The sequence below is a fragment of the Mesorhizobium wenxiniae genome (assembly GCF_002284535.1).
Lineage (GTDB): Bacteria > Pseudomonadota > Alphaproteobacteria > Rhizobiales > Rhizobiaceae > Mesorhizobium > Mesorhizobium wenxiniae.
In genome coordinates, this window is the sequence record NZ_NPKH01000020.1 from 42,256 (window position 1) to 62,049 (window position 19,794).

18 protein-coding genes, 1 tRNA gene and 1 pseudogene are annotated in these 19,794 nt (G+C 61.4%); 8 read left to right on the forward strand and 12 right to left on the reverse strand.

The annotated features are described in order from the left end of the window. Together CIT31_RS34150 and CIT31_RS10460 are read left to right on the forward strand one after the other, a co-directional pair. On the forward strand, positions 1 to 141 hold the full coding sequence (locus CIT31_RS34150; protein ID WP_165778408.1) for a hypothetical protein: 141 nt from the start codon (positions 1 to 3) through the stop codon (positions 139 to 141). A gap of 1 nt (position 142) precedes the next feature. After that, positions 143 to 472, forward strand: coding sequence for an SRPBCC family protein (locus tag CIT31_RS10460; protein WP_245316168.1), 330 nt, complete (start codon positions 143 to 145; stop codon positions 470 to 472). Between the two features lie 80 nt (positions 473 to 552). Here the strand turns inward: CIT31_RS10460 and CIT31_RS10465 are convergent, their stop codons facing one another. Next, complete coding sequence (locus CIT31_RS10465) at positions 553 to 1,752, reverse strand: MFS transporter (protein WP_095518560.1); 1,200 nt, start codon at positions 1,750 to 1,752, stop codon at positions 553 to 555. Between the two features lie 358 nt (positions 1,753 to 2,110). On the opposite strand from CIT31_RS10465, the gene CIT31_RS10470 reads away from it, so the two are divergent. Continuing rightward, positions 2,111 to 3,115, forward strand: a complete 1,005-nt coding sequence (locus CIT31_RS10470) for a heparan-alpha-glucosaminide N-acetyltransferase (protein ID WP_095518561.1) — start codon at positions 2,111 to 2,113, stop codon at positions 3,113 to 3,115. Beyond that, positions 3,112 to 3,603 (forward strand): methyltransferase family protein, encoded by a 492-nt coding sequence (locus CIT31_RS10475; protein ID WP_065012285.1) that lies wholly within the window; start codon positions 3,112 to 3,114, stop codon positions 3,601 to 3,603. Before CIT31_RS10470 ends, CIT31_RS10475 begins: the two co-directional genes overlap by 4 nt. Positions 3,604 to 3,649: 46 nt before the next feature. Here CIT31_RS10475 and CIT31_RS10480 read toward each other — a convergent pair whose 3' ends face one another. The 3 genes and pseudogenes from CIT31_RS10480 to CIT31_RS33400 form a co-directional block, all read right to left on the reverse strand. After that, positions 3,650 to 4,036, reverse strand: coding sequence for a MerR family transcriptional regulator (locus CIT31_RS10480; RefSeq protein ID WP_065012286.1), 387 nt, complete (start codon positions 4,034 to 4,036; stop codon positions 3,650 to 3,652). A gap of 149 nt (positions 4,037 to 4,185) precedes the next feature. After that, entirely contained in the window at positions 4,186 to 5,604 is a 1,419-nt protein-coding gene (mgtE, locus tag CIT31_RS10485) for a magnesium transporter (protein WP_095518562.1), read from the reverse strand. 231 nt (positions 5,605 to 5,835) lie between these two features. Continuing rightward, positions 5,836 to 5,952, reverse strand: a pseudogene (locus tag CIT31_RS33400) (IS6 family transposase); the annotation flags it as partial. Between the two features lie 203 nt (positions 5,953 to 6,155). Between CIT31_RS33400 and CIT31_RS10490 the strand changes: the two are divergent. After that, positions 6,156 to 7,493 (forward strand): glycosyltransferase family 4 protein, encoded by a 1,338-nt coding sequence (locus tag CIT31_RS10490; RefSeq protein ID WP_095518563.1) that lies wholly within the window; start codon positions 6,156 to 6,158, stop codon positions 7,491 to 7,493. Next, positions 7,490 to 8,263 (forward strand): HAD-IIB family hydrolase, encoded by a 774-nt coding sequence (locus CIT31_RS10495; protein ID WP_095518564.1) that lies wholly within the window; start codon positions 7,490 to 7,492, stop codon positions 8,261 to 8,263. The genes CIT31_RS10490 and CIT31_RS10495 overlap by 4 nt, the downstream gene beginning before the upstream one ends. 22 nt (positions 8,264 to 8,285) lie before the next feature. Here the strand turns inward: CIT31_RS10495 and CIT31_RS10500 are convergent, their stop codons facing one another. Continuing rightward, entirely contained in the window at positions 8,286 to 10,007 is a 1,722-nt protein-coding gene (locus CIT31_RS10500) for a GH32 C-terminal domain-containing protein (RefSeq protein ID WP_095519308.1), read from the reverse strand. A gap of 250 nt (positions 10,008 to 10,257) precedes the next feature. Further along, complete coding sequence (locus tag CIT31_RS10505) at positions 10,258 to 11,226, reverse strand: phosphatase PAP2 family protein (protein ID WP_245316169.1); 969 nt, start codon at positions 11,224 to 11,226, stop codon at positions 10,258 to 10,260. A 218-nt stretch (positions 11,227 to 11,444) separates the two neighbouring features. Here CIT31_RS10505 and CIT31_RS10510 point away from each other — a divergent pair, with 218 nt between their 5' ends. Continuing rightward, positions 11,445 to 12,374, forward strand: coding sequence for a dihydrodipicolinate synthase family protein (locus CIT31_RS10510; protein ID WP_095518566.1), 930 nt, complete (start codon positions 11,445 to 11,447; stop codon positions 12,372 to 12,374). A gap of 288 nt (positions 12,375 to 12,662) precedes the next feature. On the opposite strand, the gene CIT31_RS10515 is transcribed toward CIT31_RS10510, so the two are convergent. Then, positions 12,663 to 12,747: transfer RNA gene (locus tag CIT31_RS10515), tRNA-Leu, on the reverse strand. Positions 12,748 to 12,927: 180 nt separating this feature from the next. On the opposite strand from CIT31_RS10515, the gene lipB reads away from it, so the two are divergent. After that, positions 12,928 to 13,671: a lipoyl(octanoyl) transferase LipB gene (gene lipB / locus CIT31_RS10520; protein ID WP_095518567.1), complete on the forward strand. Its 744-nt coding sequence runs from the start codon at positions 12,928 to 12,930 to the stop codon at positions 13,669 to 13,671. A 367-nt stretch (positions 13,672 to 14,038) separates the two neighbouring features. Here lipB and CIT31_RS10525 read toward each other — a convergent pair whose 3' ends face one another. The 5 genes from CIT31_RS10525 to proS all read right to left on the reverse strand — a co-directional run bounded on the left by CIT31_RS10525 (position 14,039) and on the right by proS (position 19,379). Then, complete coding sequence (locus CIT31_RS10525; RefSeq protein ID WP_245316170.1) at positions 14,039 to 15,082, reverse strand: RNA polymerase subunit sigma-70; 1,044 nt, start codon at positions 15,080 to 15,082, stop codon at positions 14,039 to 14,041. Between the two features lie 29 nt (positions 15,083 to 15,111). Then, positions 15,112 to 15,849: an SDR family oxidoreductase gene (locus CIT31_RS10530; protein WP_095518568.1), complete on the reverse strand. Its 738-nt coding sequence runs from the start codon at positions 15,847 to 15,849 to the stop codon at positions 15,112 to 15,114. A gap of 238 nt (positions 15,850 to 16,087) precedes the next feature. Next, positions 16,088 to 16,771 carry an ABC transporter ATP-binding protein gene (locus tag CIT31_RS10535; RefSeq protein WP_206073352.1) on the reverse strand — a complete coding sequence of 228 codons (684 nt, stop codon included), beginning with the start codon at positions 16,769 to 16,771 and terminating at the stop codon, positions 16,088 to 16,090. Beyond that, positions 16,768 to 18,054: a lipoprotein-releasing ABC transporter permease subunit gene (locus tag CIT31_RS10540; protein ID WP_095518569.1), complete on the reverse strand. Its 1,287-nt coding sequence runs from the start codon at positions 18,052 to 18,054 to the stop codon at positions 16,768 to 16,770. The genes CIT31_RS10535 and CIT31_RS10540 overlap by 4 nt, the downstream gene beginning before the upstream one ends. After that, positions 18,051 to 19,379 carry a proline--tRNA ligase gene (gene proS, locus CIT31_RS10545; RefSeq protein WP_095518570.1) on the reverse strand — a complete coding sequence of 443 codons (1,329 nt, stop codon included), beginning with the start codon at positions 19,377 to 19,379 and terminating at the stop codon, positions 18,051 to 18,053. The genes CIT31_RS10540 and proS overlap by 4 nt, the downstream gene beginning before the upstream one ends. Positions 19,380 to 19,794 lie beyond the last annotated feature (415 nt).

Sequence of the window (19,794 nt, forward strand, 5' to 3'; positions counted from 1 at the left end):
GTGTCGGCACTGAGGAGATCGTCGCGGCTGGTGTCGATCTATGGCCGCGGCCTGATGGGTCGGGACGACGACCCCGAACGGACCCGTCACGCCGACAATGATGCGCCGGAGTTTCCGGTGGCCTGCGGGCCGGAGCCGTGACATGGTCGCGAGACGGGCGCGTCCACGGCCGGTCTTTCCCGACCTGACTTCAGCCGAGCGTTCCGCCGGGCAGACCTACGCCACCAGCCTGCCGTCGATGTTCATCGTCGGCCATGTCGACTATGTCAGGACCGTGCGGCTGGTGCCGCTCGGCTCGGAGCAGACCGAACTGACCGCCGAATGGCTTTTTTCGTCCGAAGCGCTCGCCGATCCAACGGCTAATATCGACAAGATCGTCGCTTTCGGCAGGCAGGTGCTGGAGGAGGACGCTGATATCTGCGAGATCAACCAGAAAGGCCTGCGCTCGATGCGCCACAAGGCCGCATGCTGATGCCCGAGGAATATGAATTGCATCGCTTCCACAACTGGGTGCGCGAGCGGCATACAACGCTTTCACCAAGATTCTGACGATCAAAGCGACTTCGGCAGATACCGCCAGGTGACAAAACCGCAGCCCGCCGCCAGCAGGCCGAGCGTGGCGAACACCGAGCCCAGCCCGAAAAACGCCAGCACCACCGAATAGACCAACGGCGGTGTCAGCTCGGAAAAGTCGAGATAGGTGCGATAGACCGCCGCCATCTCAGCCCTTTCATAGAACCGCACCGAGCGCATGAAGGCGGTCGAGCCCAACGCGTCGAGAGCGATGGCGAAGAGCGCGCCGCACAGCAGCAAGGCGCCGGTAAGAAACGGCACGGATTCGCCGACGGCGCCTGCCGCCAGCAGCATGGCCGACAGGGCGAAATAGGCTGACGTCATGGTTCGCCGGCCGCCGAAACGCTGTCCCACTCTGCCCCAGAAGATGGCCGTGAACAACAGCGCATTGCCCGCTGAGACCAGCAGGCCGCCAGCGAGCTCGCCCTCGCCTGTGATCACCATGAACAAAGGCCCGTAGACGAAAAATGTCGTCCAGAAGCAGGAGCGGCCGAAGGCGATCAGCCAGGCCAGCCTGAGACGCGGCTGCGCGACGAAGCGGCCGATATTGGCGAGCGGATTGGCCGGCCGCGTCTTGCCAGGGCGGATCGACTGATCGTCGCCGAGCCGGTTGGTCCAGAACAGCGCCAGCAGGGCCATGGCGAAGATGGCGACCGCGCCATGCGCGGCATAGATGCCAAAACGCGTGTAGAGGAAGATGCCGAGTGTCGGCCCGCTTGTCCAGGCGAGCATCGACCACGCCATGCGCAGCGATTCGGCCTGCATGAAATCGGTCTTGCGGATGTGGTCCATAATGTAGAGGCTGAGCGTGATGGACAACGCGCTGGCGCCCATCACGCGGCAAAGCATGCCCACCAACTGCCCAGCGAGCGTGTGCGTGACGAAGAACAGCGAGCCGACGGCAAGCAGGCAGGCACCTGATGTGTAGACCCAGCGTCGGGCAAAGCGCCGGATGAGCATCGGCATGAACAGCGTCACCGACAGGCCGAGCAGCGCCGCGACGGTGTAGAGGATCGAGACGATCTGCTCGTTGCGGAGGATTTCGTAGGCCTGGATCGGGATGACGCTCGACACGGTGGCGCGCGCGAAGGATTCGACCGCATAGAGCGAGGCGAAGGTGCGCGCATCCGCTGGTCGCAAGGCCGGAAGCCCGAGTGGATGGCGCACATGGGTAGCCATTGCTGTCCCCGAAGCAGAATCGCCCAAAGCAGGACGTGAGCGCCAAATCTGCCGTGGCCATCCCTGGGTCGGTAACAGGAAACCGACCCGTTCACGGCAAAAAGCGAACCGGCCAAAGGCTTTCCGGCGCTGGCCTACCGCATCGGCCCGAAATCGGAATCGATTCTCGGAAAGCACGATGCGTAGATTCAAAAGCGTTAGAGCGAACTTTGTGCGTCCAAGTGGACGCACGTCGCTCTAATGCCGGCCTTGATGCGACGCCGGCGCGAACCGGAGCCGAGGCCGTGTGTGGCCGCCTTCTTTTGTCCGGGGCAATCGTGATAGTCGTCTTGCTCTGCTGAATCAGAATTGCGAGACCATGAGCATCGACACGCTGACCGTATCCGTTCAGGATCAACCGAAGCCGAAGCGCATCATCGCCATCGACGTCGCCCGCGGCGTCGCTTTGCTTGCCATGGCGAGTTACCATTTCACCTGGGATCTCGAATTCTTCGGCTACACCGATCCCGGTCTGACCGCCTTCGGCTGGTGGAAATTCTACGCGCGCTGCATCGCTTCGACCTTCCTGTTCCTGGTCGGCGTCAGTCTGTTCCTCGCCCATGGCAAACAGATCCGCTGGAACGGTTTCTGGAAACGCTTCGCCATGGTCGCTGGTGCGGCGCTCGCCATATCCGCTGCCACGAGGCTTGCCACGCCGGACAGTTTCATCTTCTTCGGTATCCTGCACGAGATCGCGCTCGCCAGCCTGCTCGGCCTGGCGTTTCTGCGGCTGCCGGCGCTGCTGACGCTTGTTGTCGCGGCTTTCGTCATCACCGCGCCGCTCTACCTCAGGTCCGAGATCTTCGACCATCCGGCCCTGTGGTGGGTCGGCCTGTCGGCAACCAATCCTCGCTCCAACGATTATGTGCCGCTGTTTCCATGGTTCGGCGCCGTGCTTGTGGGCATCGCGGCGGCAAAACTCGCCTTCACTTCCGGCTTGCTGACGCGGCTGGCGGGCCTGACGCCCGGCCGCTGGACAAATCCGCTGGTCTTTATCGGCCGGCACAGCCTCGCCTTCTATCTGATCCACCAGCCGGTGCTGATCGGCTCGGTCTGGCTGCTTTCGCAAGTGGTGCCGGCACCGGTCGAGACCAGGCAGGTCACCTTCCTGAAAGAATGCCAGACATCGTGCGAGCAATCGCGCGACACGGAGTTCTGCTCCAGCTATTGTGTGTGCATGCTCGATACACTCGAGGGCGAGGCCACGCTTGATCGGCTCTACCGCACCGACCAGGCTGCGGAATGGAAGGCACATCTCAACGAGCTCGCCGGCGCCTGCACTGCCAAAGCCGACAGCACTTTGATGGAGGGAGGAGCACAATGACCGACCATCAACAGAAACCGGGGCAACCTAAACCGGGGTTTATACCTTGGCCGCCGCTGATCTATGTCGCGGCCATCGCCGTCAGCATCGGGCTTGGCTTGCTCTACCCGCTGCCATGGATCGGCGGCCTGCTCGGCGACATCCTGTTCGCGGCCGGCTGGGTGGCATTGTTCGGCGTCGTCGCACTCTGGTTCACGGCGATCCGCACCATGATCCGGGCAAAGACGACGCTCCACCCAAACGCCGTGCCGGACCATCTGGTGACATCAGGCCCCTTTGCTGTCAGCCGCAACCCAATATATCTGGCCAACACACTGCTGCTGATCGGCGTGGCCCTTGTCTCCGGGATCGTATGGTTCCTGCCGCTGGCGATCATCGCCGCCTTCGCAACGCAGAAAATGGCGATTGAGGGCGAGGAAAAAGTGCTGACGACGAAATTCGGCAAGAAATACCGGGACTACGCGAAAAAGGTGCGACGCTGGATTTGAGGCGTGCAGCAAGGTCTTTTCAGAGTAGAATTATCGAAAGGGCCGGTCAGGTGTTGACGCCGAGCTCCACCAATCGCTCGACGCAGGATTCCTCGGCCTGGTCGAGTTCGGCCAAGGTCTCTTCGAGGTCCCGGCGCTTCTGGCGCAGATCCTCGCGCTTTTCCTCAATGCGTTTGATCATCAGGTTGAGCTGACCGACCTCCCCGGGCGGCTCCTTATACATCTGGATGATTTCGCGGATTTCATTGATCGAAAAGCCGAGTCTCTTGCCGCGCATGATCTGGCGGATGAGGTGCCGGTCCGACGGGCGAAACAACCGCGTACGGCCGCGACGTACCGGCTGCACCAGCCCCTCGTCCTCGTAGAAGCGCAGCGTCCGCGTCGAAATATCGAATTCGCGGGTCAGTTCGGTGATCGAATAATATTCCCGCATCGTCACTCCAAATGCCCAGCCGCGCTGCGAGTTCCAACCATGCGGCCTCGCTATCGTCCAGACGCGCGTCAGAATCGGCCGACAGGCACTTCCAAAATCTCGCATGGCATTTACGTAAAAGTCAATTGAAGGCATAACCGCACGTTCGCTCAGCGCACGCCGAACCACCATGTGGCGAGGCCGAGGAAGGCAAAGAAGCCGACGACGTCGGTGACCGTCGTGACGAAAACCGCCGAGGCCACGGCCGGGTCGATCTTGAACCGGTCGAGCAGCAGCGGGATCAGGATGCCGGCAAGTGCGGCGACGAACATGTTGATGATCATCGCCGCTGCGATGATGCCGCCCAAATTGGGATCGCGGAACCAGGCGGCCGCGACGATGCCGATCAGGATGGCGAAGATGATGCCGTTGATGAAGCCCACCCCCATCTCGCGGCGGATGATGCGGCCGGCATTGTAGATGTCGAGGTCCCTGGTTGCCAGCGCCCGCACCGTGACCGTCATGGTCTGCGAGCCGGCATTGCCGCCCATGCCCGCGACGATCGGCATCAGCACGGCCAGCGCCACGATGTGCTCGATCGTGCGGTCGAACAGGCCGATCACCGAGGCCGCCAGGAACGCCGTCAGCAGGTTGACGAGCAGCCACGGAACCCGCGAGCGCGAGGTCGAAAGAATGCTATCCGACAGCTCTTCGTCGCCGACACCGCCCATGCGCAGCAGATCCTCCTCGGCTTCCTGCTGGATGACGTCGACCACGTCGTCAATGGTCAGCACGCCGACCAGCCGCTCGTTCTCGTCGACGACGGCGGCGGAGAGAAGGTCGTATTGTTCGAATTCGCGCGCCGCCTCTTCCTGGTCCATCGTGGCCGGAATGGCGTGCCTGGTCTCATGCATGACCTCTTCGACCTTGATCGAGCGCTTGGTGCGCAGAATCTGGTCGAGATCGATGGCGCCGAGCAGCTTGAAGCTCGGATCAATGACGAAGATCTGGCTGAAGCGGTCGGGAAGGTTGTTGTCCTCGCGCATGTAGTCGATGGTCTGGCCGATCGTCCAGAACGGCGGCACCGCGACGAACTCCGTCTGCATGCGGCGGCCGGCGGTCTCTTCGGGATAGTCGAGCGAGCGGCGCAGCCTGATCCGCTCGGTGAACGGCAGTTGCGACAGGATCTCGTCCTGGTCTTCCTTTTCGAGATCCTCGAGAATGTAGACCGCGTCGTCGGAATCGAGATCCTGCACCCCCTGGGCAATCTGCGCGTTGGGCAGGCTGTCGACGATGTCGCGGCGGATCGCCTCGTCGACCTCAGTCAGCGCGGAAAAGTCGAAATCGGCGCCCAACAAGTCGACCAGCGCGCGGCGCTGTTCGGGATGAAGCGCCTCGAGCAGATCGCCAAGTTCCGATTGGTGCAGGTCGTCGACTTCACGCTTCAGCGTCAGCGTGTCGCGATCGGCAATCGCTGCACCGATCGCGGCAAGGAAGGAAGACAGAATGGCGCCGTCCTCGCCATAAATGTCGGCGTGGCTGTCCTCAGCGGCCCTGGCGCCGGTCGTCTGTTCGTCCTGGCCTTTCACCAGCGCCTCCCGCCATCAGAATTCCGGAAAAGGTGCCTGTCAGGTCTAGAGCATTGGACCCAGAAGTGGAAACCGGTTTTGGGAAAATCCGATGCTCAAACACAAAGATAGAGCGGCGGCACGATTCGACCTGAGGCTCCGCAGCTCTATTGCGCAATGCGCGGGAATATCAAACGAAATCCACCCTTCCTCACCGGGGAGCGAAGCCAGGCGCAACCGGATTGAGGGACGGACGTTGATGCCGCACTCGGCCATCTCCTCAAGGAGGCGTAGGCTCAGCTCCTGAGCCAGAGACCAACGGGCGCAAAGGATGACAGACCGATCGAAATGGCGGCCTTTGGACACCATAAATCCTCGAACAACCGTCCAACGCTGTTTGAGGCCACTCGGTGACCGAAACATGCAACAGAGCCGGTTTGCCTTACCATCACGTCAATTGCGTTGACCTGAGCGCGTGCCTGGAATTTGCGGATGGGTGGTGGAATCCTTATAGTTGTGAATTGGCGCACGCTTTCGACTGCGGGCGTGCAGAATCGTAGAGAAGGATACAGATGCCGGACGTCAACTCGGATGCGGCGACACCTCGAATTGCACTCATTTCAACCCACGGCTACGTAGCTGCCAACCCACCACTCGGCGCGGCCGATACCGGCGGACAGGTGGTCTACGTCCTGGAACTTGCTAAAAAGCTGGCCCAATTGGGCTATGCCGTCGATATCTGGACGCGGCGATTTGAAGACCAGCCTCCTATCGATGAAGTGGCAGACGGGGTTCGTGTCCTGCGTGTCGCCTGCGGCGGACCCGATTTTATTCCGAAGGAATACCTCCACCGCCATCTTCTCGAGTGGTGTGAAAACGCGTTGCGCCTGATTCGCAGGGAAAACCTCTCCTACGACTTCATCAACAGTCACTACTGGGATGCGGGCCTGGCGGGGCAGCGACTGTCGGAAGCTCTTAATATCCCGCACATCCATACGCCGCATTCGCTCGGCATATGGAAGAAGCGCCAGATGAAGACGGACTACCCGGACAAGGCCGATACATTCGAGGCCGAGTTCAATTTCACCGAGCGCATAAAGCACGAGACCATCATCTATCGAAGCTGTGCCATGGTGATTGCAACAACGCCGCCGCAGTTGGATATGCTGGTCGAGGACTACAGTCTCGAGCGCGACCGCGTGCACATGATCCCGCCCGGTTACGACGACAACCGGTTCTTCCCCGTCAGCGAGGCGTCTCGCCGGCTGATCCGCCATCGGCTCGGCTTCGAAGGGCGAACGATCCTGGCGCTCGGCCGGCTCGCCACCAACAAGGGGTACGACCTGCTGATCGATGCGTTTTCCGTGGTGGCGCCGCGTGTGCCGGATGCGGTCCTGAGACTTGCAGTCGGCGGCGAGAACATGGACGAGCAGGAACAGAAGATCCTGAACCAGCTCAAGGAACAGGTTGAACAGCTAGGCTTGCAGGATCGTGTCGTCTTCTCCGGATATGTTGCCGACGAGGATCTGGCCGACACGTATCGGGCGGCGGACATGTTCGTCCTGTCGAGCCGCTACGAGCCGTTCGGCATGACCGGGATCGAGGCAATGGCCTGCGGAACGCCCACCGTGGTTACGATCCATGGCGGCCTCTATCGCGGGATCAGCTATGGCCGGCACGCGCTGTTCGGTGATCCGTTCGACAAGGAAGATCTCGGCATCACGATCGTCAAGCCTATGAAGCACCAGCGCCTCTACGGCCGACTGGGTCGCATGGGTGCGCACAAGGCGCGCAGCCTGTTCACCTGGACAGGTATCGCGCAGCAGCTTGTCAGCCTTGTCGAAGGACGTCCGGTGCTGAAGGCGGTCGACGACCATGATTGGGATGAGCCGTGGAACGACGGCGATTGAAACCGATCGCGCTTCTATCGAGTGACCTCGACGGGACTCTGGCAGGCGATGCGCCGGCGACATCACGCTTCCGTTCCAAATGGGAAGCGCTCGACCCCGAGCACCGGCCGGTTCTCGTCTACAACAGCGGTCGTCTGGCCGACGATATTTTAAACTTCGTCGACGAAGTCGGCCTGCCAGCGCCGGACTACGTGATCGGCGGTGTCGGCACAATGCTCGCCGGTCCGCGGCACACCTCGCGTCTCGCACACTTTACTGATCTGGGGCACTTTACCCAGAGGTTTTCGGAAGGCTGGTCTCTTGAGAAAGTCGATGCGGTGCTCGGATCGCTCGAAGACACCGTTCGCCAACCCGATGGCTATCAACACGCCTTCAAATCGAGTTGGTACCTGCACGAAGCAAGTCCGGAAGCCCTTGCCAGCATCGAGCGCGCTCTGGCCGAGGCCGGCCTGTCGGTGACGATGATCTATTCCAGCGGACGCGATCTCGATATCCTGCCGCGTTCGGCAGACAAGGGCCAGGCGCTGGCCTGGCTCTGCAATGAACTCAGCATCGGCCTGGATGAGGTGGTGGTCGCCGGCGATACCAACAACGATCGCAGTATGTTCGACCTGCCGGGTGCGCGCGGGATTGTCGTCGCCAATGCCCTACCCGAACTGCTTGACATGGCTCGGGACAACCCGCTGATTTACAGCGCGAAGGAACAGTTTGCCTTTGGCGTCGTCGAAGGCCTCGTTCATTGGTCGGTGTTTGACGACGCCCGATCCTAAACTGGAAAGATTGATCTCCTTGTCACGGTTTGAGCGCCCATACCGTCGCGTGTAGAACGGCGCCCGTTTCGGCGATGAGACGCGCCGATTGTACTGGCTCAAAACCGCTGATCCGCTTCGTGCCAGCCCATCGACCGCGATCCGCGAAGACCTCGATCGATCCGTAGTCGAGGAATATCCGCAGCCGTCTTGGACGGGCTCCCTTGGCGATATAGTGAGGAGACTGAGCTGCGCCCCCGTCTTCATGACAAATGGCAAGTCCCTCGTCGTCGACGACAACCTCGAGGCGAACAGTTGGATGATGGAGCTTCAGGCGGAAATGGGCACCCGGCTTTTCCAACTCGAACAGGATTTCGACGGAGCCGTTGATAAAGCTTACCTGCTCTCCGGCTGCAAGGCGCGTTCGGTCCAGAATATGGCTCCGCAGGCTCTCGGCTGCTCCGATGGGCGGGGTATGCAACTCGCCTGCAGACAAATGGATGTTGCGAGGCAACGTCATGGCTGTGGGGAAATCGATCGCCGGTCCGGTATCGGCCCAGTTGGCAAGCCATCCAATACCGACAATGGCATCACCGTCGACGAAGGCCTGGAAGGCGTAGTTATCCGTCCCGAAGTCCAGTTCCTGTTCGAATTCCTTGGAAAAGGTCTGACCATCGAACCAGCCGACAATGGCCATTGTCAGATTCTTGCGCCGGGTGGACTGGTCCTCACTATTCATCAGGCCGAGAATTAGAACCCAGCGCGTCGCGGGATCGGTCGCAGGCCCGTCGAGCGGCAGCAGACAGGGACATTCGATCGCCGTCGTCCGATAGTGTTTCTCGACCAGAAGCTTGCCGATGTATGTCCAGCCGGTGGCGGCCGTATGGTCCTGGGTTTCGTAGAGCAGGACAACGCCGCCCTCATCGCTCTGGCTGCCCAGCAGCATTTTCCAACGGCCATCCGGTCCCTTGAAGACGTATGGGTCACGAAAATCGGTGGTCAATCCCTCGTCAAGGGGGCGGTAGGGCAGGATGACGTCGGCATTTCCCGCCGTAATGAGGTCGCTGGAAGTGGCAGTGAGCTGGATCTGCTGTTCCGGGATACGGTCCTGTACCTGCTCGGTGAAAAAGACGCGAATACCAGGGCCATCGGCAAGCGGGATGGCTGAGCCGGAATACGCACCGCCCCGTTTGTCGGGCCTTGCGGTAAGATCTTCCGACGGGAACAGGAAGATGGGCATGTGACGCCATCGCAAATAGTCGGAAGATACGGCGTGCCCCCAGTGCATCGTGTTCCACCGAAGCCCATGGGAATAATGCTGGTAGAAGAGATGTGGGCGACCTCCAAACCGGCCGAATCCGTTTGGATCGTTCATCCAGCCGAACGGCGGGCGAAAATGATAGCTGTCAGGAATGTTCGGCGGGGCATTTCCCGGATTGGTGTGGATAACTGTAATGCCTGTCTCCAGCACGTCGGCCAATGCGAACCAGTAGGCGACCGATACCGAGGTCTGATCCGTGTCGTAGTCGAGTTCGACACTGCCACCGCCGAAGACGTGAAAAATTCTGAATTCATACTCTTCGGCGTTCGTAACGCTCACCTCGCCGAACTTGCCACGGACATTGGAAAAAGACAGCGAGCCCGGAACGTCCGGCTTGGCCGCCTTAAGCCAGATATGGAACGTGGCGTTGACTGGCAGGTCGGCATGCAGGCTTCGAATGGCGTTCCCACCCGCAATCCTTACCTTGACCTGGCTGTCACTCATGAAGCTGGCTCCGTTCCGTGCGGCGTTCCCGGACAGATAGAGGATCAAACCCGGTTTTCGACCTGGAAATGCGCTGCAGAAGGTTAAAGCTGGATCTTCATTTTAGCAAAGCCATTCCCGGAATCGGCCAAGACCTTCTCTTTTCCAAGGTTTGACCTCGCCGTCGCTGTGGGGCGTCTGCAATTGCTGGCGCGGCCAATAAATTAACCAGCGCTGTTGCCCCTGGCTGACATTGTCAGGCGTCGCACATCTAACCTTCTATGGGTTGGCGTATCGCAAACTGTGTCTCAATTTGCGCTGGCTGGCGTCCGGTTACCCACCAGATCACCGACACCACAATAATGGAGACGTAGCCGTCAACAGCATAGTGCCATCCGGTATATACCGAACCGTACATTATCAGGGCTGCGAATATCCAACCGAGAATACCGAGCCAGATATTGAGGGAAGAAAGCAGATAGGCATTCAGTGTGGCAAAGGCGACGTGCATGCTTGGCATGGCCGAGATGCCGCCGCCAAGGTCTGGCCGGCCGCTCTGGTAAGCCGTGAGAAGATATGCGGCGGGCTCCCGCACCATGTGGCTATAGTCGAGACCGTCCATGGCGACCTTGAGTCCGCTGAAGCGGTCCTCGCCAACAAACTGGTGGTAGTAGATCGGCCCGACCGACGCCAGCGCCGAGGCCAAGATGGTGCCGAGGATGCATAACGTCAGCGCTGCTGCCCAGAGGTAGCGGATGCGGCCAATCTTGTCCGACCAGAGAGACACGAAAAGCATGGTGCCGAACCATTGGAAAAACCAAATCACCTCATAGCTGTTGAAGACGACGATCGACCACGTATTGCTGTCGAGCCTGTGCGTGAGTTCCCACGGCGCAGTCCCGTGCAGCCATTCATCCAGATCGGCTAACCAGTTGTCCGCATAGAATGGAACGACGGACGGGATGGCCATCTTGTAGGTAGAGTACGCGGTCAAGCTCGCGAAGAAGAACAGCAGAACCAGTAAACAGGCACGCCAGCGCCCTCGAACCAAATCTACGACGTAGCGAGTTGGCTCTGCTCGGCCGTAAATAAGCGCAGCAGAACAGACCCCACTGATAAACAAGATCGGAATACCGACGGTGAATTTCTGAGCATAAACCAGCATTAGGTGGAAGAAAGACTGCGGACTTAGTGCAGACGCGCCTGCCACGTAAGTTGCCATAAACAAGGCAAGGCGCAACGACCATCTTGTCGATGGACTGTAGTCCCTTACCCCTATAGTTAATGACATACTAATTTACCGAGATGCAGAATATGCCATCGATGGCATTATCAATGTGATAGCGAAGCAAGCTTACCATGCGGTTACTTCGCGCCCCGCCCGTCCGGACCAACTGCCGGGTTGGATCGGACCGTCGGTCCTGCGCTATGACTGAAAGCTGAATTTAGGAGGATCTCATGGCCATCGGTCCTGACACCAAAGGTGTCTACACCATTGCCCCGACGCCGTTCGAGGCGGATGGCAAGATCGACTGGGAATCACTTGATTCGATGGTCGATTTCTACGAGCGCTGCGGCGTCGATGGGATGACAATCCTCGGCATCATGGGCGAGGCCCCAAAGCTCGACGCTGGCGAATCGCTCGAGATCGTGAAGCGCATCGTGGCGCGCACCAGGCTGCCGGTCATCGTCGGCGTCTCCGCCCCTGGCTTCGCCGCCATGCGCAGCCTTGCGCGCGCCTCGATCGAGGTTGGCGCGCAAGGCGTGATGATTGCGCCGCCGCCGGCGCTGCGCACCGATGACCAGATCGTCACCTATTTCCGCAACGCATCCGAAGCGGTCGGCGAGGATGTTCCTTTCGTCCTGCAGGACTATCCGCTGACCCTCTCGGTCGTCATGACCCCGGTCGTCATCCGCCGCATCGTCACCGACAATCCGGCCTGCTTCATGCTCAAGCACGAGGACTGGCCGGGCCTGGAGAAGATCAGCGCGCTGCGCGGCTTTCAGAAGGACGGCTCACTGCGGCCGCTGTCTATCCTCACCGGCAATGGCGGCCTCTTCCTCGACTTCGAGATGGAGCGCGGCGCCGACGGCGCGATGACCGGCTATTCCTTCCCCGATATGCTCGTCGACGTGGTGAAATTGTCGGTCGCCGGCGAGCGCGACAAGGCGCACGATCTTTTCGACGCCCACCTGCCCTACCTGCGCTATGAGCAGCAACCCGGTGTGGGACTTGCGGTACGCAAATATGTGATGATGAAGCGCGGTGCCATCGCGTCCGACGCCCAGCGCAAGCCGGGCAGTGCGTTGTCGGCGGCGGCCAGACAAGAAGTCGACTATTTGCTTATGCGGCTGGAAAGTCGCGTCCGCAAACAAGCCCCGAGATAATGCAACCAGCGGACTATTTGCCGCGCATCACATCAATAGATAGCCGCGTGAGCTTGCGTGAAAAGCGCATTTTTTGCCGAGAATTCCCAAGGGCCCGCTTCGCGACACGGTTCGGGTCTTTGAAGCAGCTGGCATTTGATGACGGCTCAACCATGCGCTTAGCGCGCGGCATTCCGCGCCCAACCAGCCGCAGGTTCGCACAGCGTTTCAGCTTGCACAAACAGACTTGGGAAGAGCTGTAGTGAAAAAGAAAATTGCGTAATAAAATAAGAGATTATTGGATAAAGCTGGTGCGGTCGAGAAGACTCGAACTTCCACGGGTTGCCCCACAGCGACCTCAACGCTGCGCGTCTACCAATTCCGCCACGACCGCACGTGGTAGGAGCCGAAACGAACCGGCTCGCGGCGTGTAGCAAATCGTTTCCGGCGAAACAAGGGCGCGTCGCGCAATAATTGCCCGGGATTCGGCATAACGCTCCAAAGGGGTGGAACGCGCTCGGAACTGGACGTTTCAGCCGATTGCCGCCATATGTGAGGCGACACGAGACACGCCATGACAGAACGCAGCCAGATCGCCACGTCGTTCCTGCCCCTGCCCGGTTCGGCACCGGTCGAATGGCGGATCGAACCCGGCCTCACCGCCTATCCGGATGCGCTTGCCGTCATGGGGGCGCGTGCCGAAGCGATCCGAAGCGGCGCCGCCGGCGAGATGGTCTGGCTGGTCGAGCACCCGCCGCTCTACACCGCTGGCACCAGCGCCCGCATCGATGACCTGATCGAGCCGGACCGTTTTCCGGTATTCGCGGCCGGGCGCGGCGGCGAATACACCTATCATGGGCCAGGCCAGCGCGTCGCTTATGTGATGCTCGACCTGAAGCGGCGGCGCGAGGATGTCCGCGCCTTCGTCGCGGCGCTCGAACAATGGATCATCGGCACGCTCGCCACCTTCAACGTGCGCGGCGAACGGCGCGAGGACCGCGTCGGCGTCTGGGTGGTACGGCCGGATCGCCCGGTCCGACCCGACGGCTCGCCGGCCGAGGACAAGATCGCCGCCATCGGCATCAGGCTGAGGCGCTGGGTGAGCTTTCACGGCATCGCCATCAATGTCGAGCCGGATCTCAGCCACTTTAGCGGCATCGTGCCGTGCGGCGTGCAGGATCACGGCGTCACCAGCCTAGTCGACCTCGGCCTTCCCTTGGGGATGGCCGACCTCGATCTCGCGCTGAAATCCGCCTTCGAGGACATCTTCGGACCCGCGGCACCTTTGCTTGTCGAAGCAGCCCGCAAGGCCGGCTGACAAAGCAGCACTGAACCACCGAGCTCCGACGGCTGCCCCACCCCGTGAAGAACGTCAGCGTTTGAGCCACGTCTTCAGCGCTGCCTCACATCGCTCCGATCCAGATCGCCATGGAAATGAGAAACGTGCTCATGCACACTAGTGACACGACATCGTGAACAAGACCGGTCATAACGCTCTCCTGTTTTCAGTATGTTCGTCATTTGTTCTAATTTTGTTCAAATGTCAACGGCGTCAATCCGCGCGGCCGCCGAAATTCCGGCGCTCAGTTCGGCAAGGTTAAGGAATCGTTGAAAGCCCACCGTGACCGCCTGCCGGAAAATGCGGCTCGCGGTCGGCCCGTTGGGGAATGTGAGGTCCAGGCCTTCTAAGCATGACGCCAGGCCGGCGGCAGGCCGAAGGCCGGAAACAGTTTCGGGCCGAGCGGCGGCACATAGACCGTCAGGGCCGCGATTCCGCCGTCAGCGGGCTCGATCACATGCAGGGAATGGGCTCGCCACGCAGGGTCATTGTGGCTGCGGGAATAGACACCGACTGCCGGCTGGGCATTGGCACCGGTTGCCATGGTGCGGAAGCCCGCAAAGTTACCCCAGATGGTCTCGAGGAAACCGCGGATCGCCGCGCGTCCTTGATACCATTCCCGCCAGGGCGGCATGCGATAGGTGGCGTCCTCCCGCAGCAGCTCGATCAGGCTGTCGAGATTGGCGGCCTGCCAGGCCTGCATGTAACGTTCGAGCAGCAGGCCTTCTTCCCGGCCGGGCTTCGATCGCTGCATGGGACGTCCCTCTGGATATCGCGCCGCGAGGGTTGCGCGGGCCTGCTGCAATGCGCTGTTGATCGAAGCTGTCGATCCACCCAGCAGTCCCGCCGTCTCGACAGCCGACCATCCCAGCACGTCGGAAAGCAGTAGAGGTGGCAGGTCCTGGATCGCGGCGACGAAGGCGAGCTGGACGGCTTCGCTAGTCTCGTAGCGCGCTTCCGGACCCGGCTCACCATCAGTGAGGCCTGGCAGCTCCGCATCCGGGTAAGGCTCCAACCAGGTGACCTCGGCTGCAGGCCCGTCTGTGGCCCGTCCGTGGAAGGCCGGCCGTCCCGGCTGCTGGAGAATGCGACGCGTCCTCGATCTGGCCTTGAGGGCGTTGAGGCAAGAGTTGGTCGCGATCGTGTAGAGCCAACCGCGAATCGAACCCCGCCCGTCGAACTCCGACCTTGCACGCCAGGCGCGCAGAAACGTGTCCTGGACGAGGTCGTCCGCCTCGTGCAGCGAACCCATCATGCGATAGCAATGGAGCTTAAGTTCCCGGCGATGGGTCGCCGTGAACTGCTCGAAGGCCGTCGATCCAGGATCGGCTGGCCCGGCTGGCGTATCGGCTTGAGAGGTGCCTGGGCGTCTGTCATGCGGATCCGGCATTTTTGAGTCCGGTTTGCATTACGCGCGCCTCAGCCCGCCGGCGCAAGCCCGCTACCGCTCACTGCGAAGGAACATCCTTGCGGTTTTTGGGTGGCGAGTGCGACCACCGCACGTCCCACTTCGGCCGGCGTTTGCATGTCTAGCATGCCCGCGATGAACTCCATCGGCCGCATGCCCATATAGGCCGAAATGCTCTCGATGCCGGCGTCGCCCACGCCGGTCCCTGGCATGATGCGCATAGGCGCAAGCGCCATGAAGCGCAGGCCGAGCCGATCCGATTCCTTCTGGCTATGACCGGCCAGGAACATCTGCATGCGTTTTGCGCCGGCATAGCCGCCGGAATTCGGTGGCCCCCCGGTCAAGGCTGCGCCACTGGAGATCAGAATGATCCGGGCGCCCGGTTTGAGCGGACGTCGGAGCGCGGCCTTGCAAAACAGGAACGATATCTTGACGTCCGTCTCCCAGTTTGCGGAGAACGCCTTCCAGTTCTGTTCATGTAGGGGCGCGGAGGGGGCAAGGGCACCCGCGCAGATCACCAGGGCGTCCGGCTCCAGCGCGGCAAAGACCTCGTCAGGGGCGGACTCCACGGTTGCGTCGACCGCGAACGTCTTCACGCCCGGAGTTTCCCAGGCAAATTGCGCCAGCGCCGGCTCGCCGCGGGCGACAGCCATGACCGTCGCTCTCTCGCTGAGGGCGGCTTCTGCGATCGAGCGACCGACACCACGGCCGCCTCCAACGACGACATTCCGACCTTGTAACAATCTCATGGACCACCTTGCTATCCGGGCCGCTGGACCATCCAGGCGCGCCCATTGATAAGGACAACACAGACGGGCGGAAATCATCGGTGCGACGTCAGAAATCTTCTACGGCGATCGGCATGGCCCGCGCTAAGCCCCGGTCGGGCGCGGGCGGCGGACAGCGACGCGTCAGGCCTGCCGCCAACGCGGCGCACATTTGCGACCGCAGCGAAGCCGTCGACAAGGGGAGCGCTGTGCGAGATCCCTAAAGCGGAACAACCTTGCCGTCGGCCAGCGTGACGCGACGGTCCATGCGCGAGGCAAGCTCGTGGTTGTGGGTGGCGATCAGCGCCGCCAGGCCCGACTGCCGGACCAGCGCTCCCAGTGCCTCGAACACATAGGAGGCGGTGACCGGATCGAGGTTGCCGGTCGGCTCGTCGGCAAGCAGCACCAGCGGCGCATTGGCGACGGCGCGCGCAATGGCGACGCGCTGCTGCTCGCCGCCGGACAGTTCGGAGGGGCGGTGCTGCGCGCGCTTGCCGATCTGCATGTACTCGAGCAGTTGCGCCGACCGCTCGGCAGCCTCCTTGCGCGTCAGCCCTTTTATCAGTTGCGGCATCATGATGTTTTCCAGCGCCGTGAACTCCGGCAGCAGGTGATGGAACTGATAGACGAAGCCGACATCGTTACGGCGGATCGCCGTGCGCTCGTCGTCGGAAAGCCGCCCGCAGGCGCGGCCTGCCAGAATCACGTCGCCGGCGTCCGGCCGCTCCAGCAGTCCGGCGGTGTGCAACAGTGTCGATTTGCCGGTTCCCGACGGCGCCACCAGCGCCACGATCTCGCCGCGCTTCAGCGAAAAATCTGCGCCGTTGAGGATGGTGAGCTTGCGCGGCCCCTGGACATAGTGCCGCTCGACGCTCTTCAGCTCGATAATGGCCTCGGCCATCATTCGTACCTCAGCGCTTCGACCGGATCGAGCCTGGCCGCGCGCCATGCCGGAAACAGCGTCGCCAGGAACGACAGCACCAGCGCCATCAGGATCACCGAGATCGTCTCGCTGGCATCCATGCGGGCAGGCAGCTGGCTCAGGAAATAGAGCTCGGGATTGAACAGCCTCTCGCCGGCCAGCCAGGAGAAGAACTGGCGGATTCGCTCGACGTTCAGGCAGATTACAACGCCGAGCAGCACGCCGGCGATGGTGCCCACCACGCCGATCGCCGCGCCCGTCATCAGGAATATGCGCAGGATCGCGCCGCGGGTGGCGCCCATGGTGCGCAGGATGGCGATGTCGTGGCCCTTGTCCTTTACCAGCATGATCAGGCCCGAAATGATGTTGAGCGCTGCCACCAGCACGATCAGCGTCAAGATCATGAACATGACGTTGCGCTCCACTTGCAGCGCATCGAAGAATGTCCTGTTGCGTTCTCGCCAATCGACCATGGTGATCGGCCGCTGCGACGCCTCTTCGATCTTCGGTTTCAGCGCGTCGACATTGTCGGGATTGTCGACATAGATCTCAATCGCCTGAGCTCGGCCATCCATGTTGAAATAGAGCTGTGCTTCCGAAAACGGCATATAGACGATGGAGCTGTCATATTCCGACATGCCGACTTCGAAGATCGCCGTGATCGGGTAGCCCTTCATGCGCGGTGTCGTGCCGAGCGGCGTGACATCGCCGTCGGGCGCGATCAGCGTGATCGTGTCGCCGAGCACAAGACCGAGATTGTCGGCCATTCGGCTGCCGATGGCGACGCCCTCGCTTGTGTCGAAGCCGGCGATCGAGCCCTGCTTGATATTGTTGGCGACGATCGAAATTTTAACCAGATCCTCGCCGCGTATGCCGCGAACCAGCGCCCCTGACCCGCCGCCGATATTGCCTTGCGCCAGCACCTGCCCGTCGATCAGCGGAATGGCGTACTGGACGCCGGGCACGCCGTTGATGCGGCTGGCGACCTGCGCATAGTCCTCCAGCGGCATGTCGAGCGGCTGCACGATCAGATGGCCATTGACGCCGAGGATGCGCGTCAGGAGCTCGGCGCGAAACCCGTTCATGACAGCCATCACGACGATCAGCGTGGCGACGCCCAGCATGATGCCGAGGAACGAGATCGAGGCGATGACGGAGATCACCGTCTCCTTGCGGCGCGAGCGCAGATAGCGCCACGCGACCATGCGTTCGAAGACGGAAAAAGGTCCCGCGGCATGGGGTTTCTCTACTGCCGCTTCGCTCATGCGGCAAAACCGAAGCGCTTCTTCGCGTCCACGATCGGCAGCGTCTCGCGCTCGCCGGTCCTGCGGTTCTTGATTTCGACCTCGCCGGCCGCCACGCCGCGCGGCCCGACGATCACCTGCCACGGCAGGCCGATCAGGTCGGCGATGGCGAACTTGCCGCCTGGCCGCTGATCGGTGTCGTCGTAGAGCACGTCCTTGCCGACGGCGACAAACGCCGCATGGAGTTCGTCGCAGACGTGGTCGCACTCGGCGTCGCCGGCCTTCATGTTGATCAGGCCGATGTCGAAAGGCGCCACCGCCTCCGGCCAGATGATGCCGTTGTCGTCGTGGCTGGCCTCGATGATCGCCGCGACCAGCCGCGTCGGGCCGATGCCGTAGGAACCCCCGGACGCAAAATGATCCTTGCCGTCGGGCCCTGTCACCTTGGCGCCCATCGGCTTCGAATATTTGTCGCCGAAATGGAAGATGTGGCCGACCTCGATGCCGCGCGCCGAGACCCTGTCGCTTGTCGCAACCTTCTCCCACGCGGCCTCGTCGTGCATCTCGTCGGTCGCGGCATAGGGCGTCGTCCATGTCTTGACGATCTCGCCGATCGCGGCATCGTTGGAGAAGTCCGTGTCCGCACCCGGCACATCAAGCGCGAGATAGTTGCGATGGCAATAAACCTGGCTCTCGCCGGTGTCGGCCAGGATGATGAATTCGTGGCTGAGGTCGCCGCCGATCGGCCCGGTGTCGGCACGCATCGGGATTGCCTGCAGCCCCATGCGCGTGAACGTCCTGAGATAGGACACGAACATCCTGTTGTAGGCCGCCTTGGCGTCTTCGAAGTCGAGATCGAAGGAATAGGCGTCCTTCATCAGAAACTCGCGCGAGCGCATGACGCCGAAGCGCGGCCGCACCTCGTCGCGGAATTTCCACTGGATGTGATAGAGATTGAGCGGCAGATCCTTATAGGACTTCACGTAGGCGCGGAAAATCTCGGTGACCACCTCCTCGTTGGTCGGACCGTAGAGCATGTCCCGGTCTTGCCGGTCCTTGATGCGCAACATCTCCTTCCCATAGTCGTCATAGCGACCGCTTTCGCGCCACAGCTCGGCGAACTGGATGGTCGGCATCAGGATCTCGAGCGCGCCGGCCCGGTCCTGCTCCTCGCGAATGATCCGGCAGACCTTGTCCAGCACCCTTTTGCCGAGCGGCAGCCAGGAAAAACTGCCTTGCCCCTGCTGGCGAATCATGCCGGCGCGTAGCATCAGCCGGTGCGAAACGATTTCGGCCTCGCGCGGATTTTCTTTAAGGATAGGCAGGAAATAGCGCGACAAACGCATGGACTGGTCCGTAAGAGAGAGGATTGCCGCACCGGAATCGGCGCAGCGCAGGCTTGCCCGCCCCGGCTTCATAGCCATTTCATGACGGAATGGAAACCCGCCCATCGGGTGTCGCAAAGGGCGCCGCAGTGCCGCATCCGCCTTGCTGGTCGTTTCGCAAGCAACGACTGCCACACTATTGTGCACTGCAGCACGAGATTGCTAATTTCCAGGCAAAATTCTGCGTGACATTTTCACTCGCCTTGGTCTAATGTGCCCCGATAACCGAGAGGGCGGAAAGAAATCTGCCCTCCTACGCGGTCAAAGTCTTGGGAGGATGCGATCTAGGCGCGGTTACTCGCTGCCGCCGGACACCGGAAACAGATCGGACGCGTTTAAATTGCAAGGCCTCGTGCCTTGCATTTTTTTTGTGCAA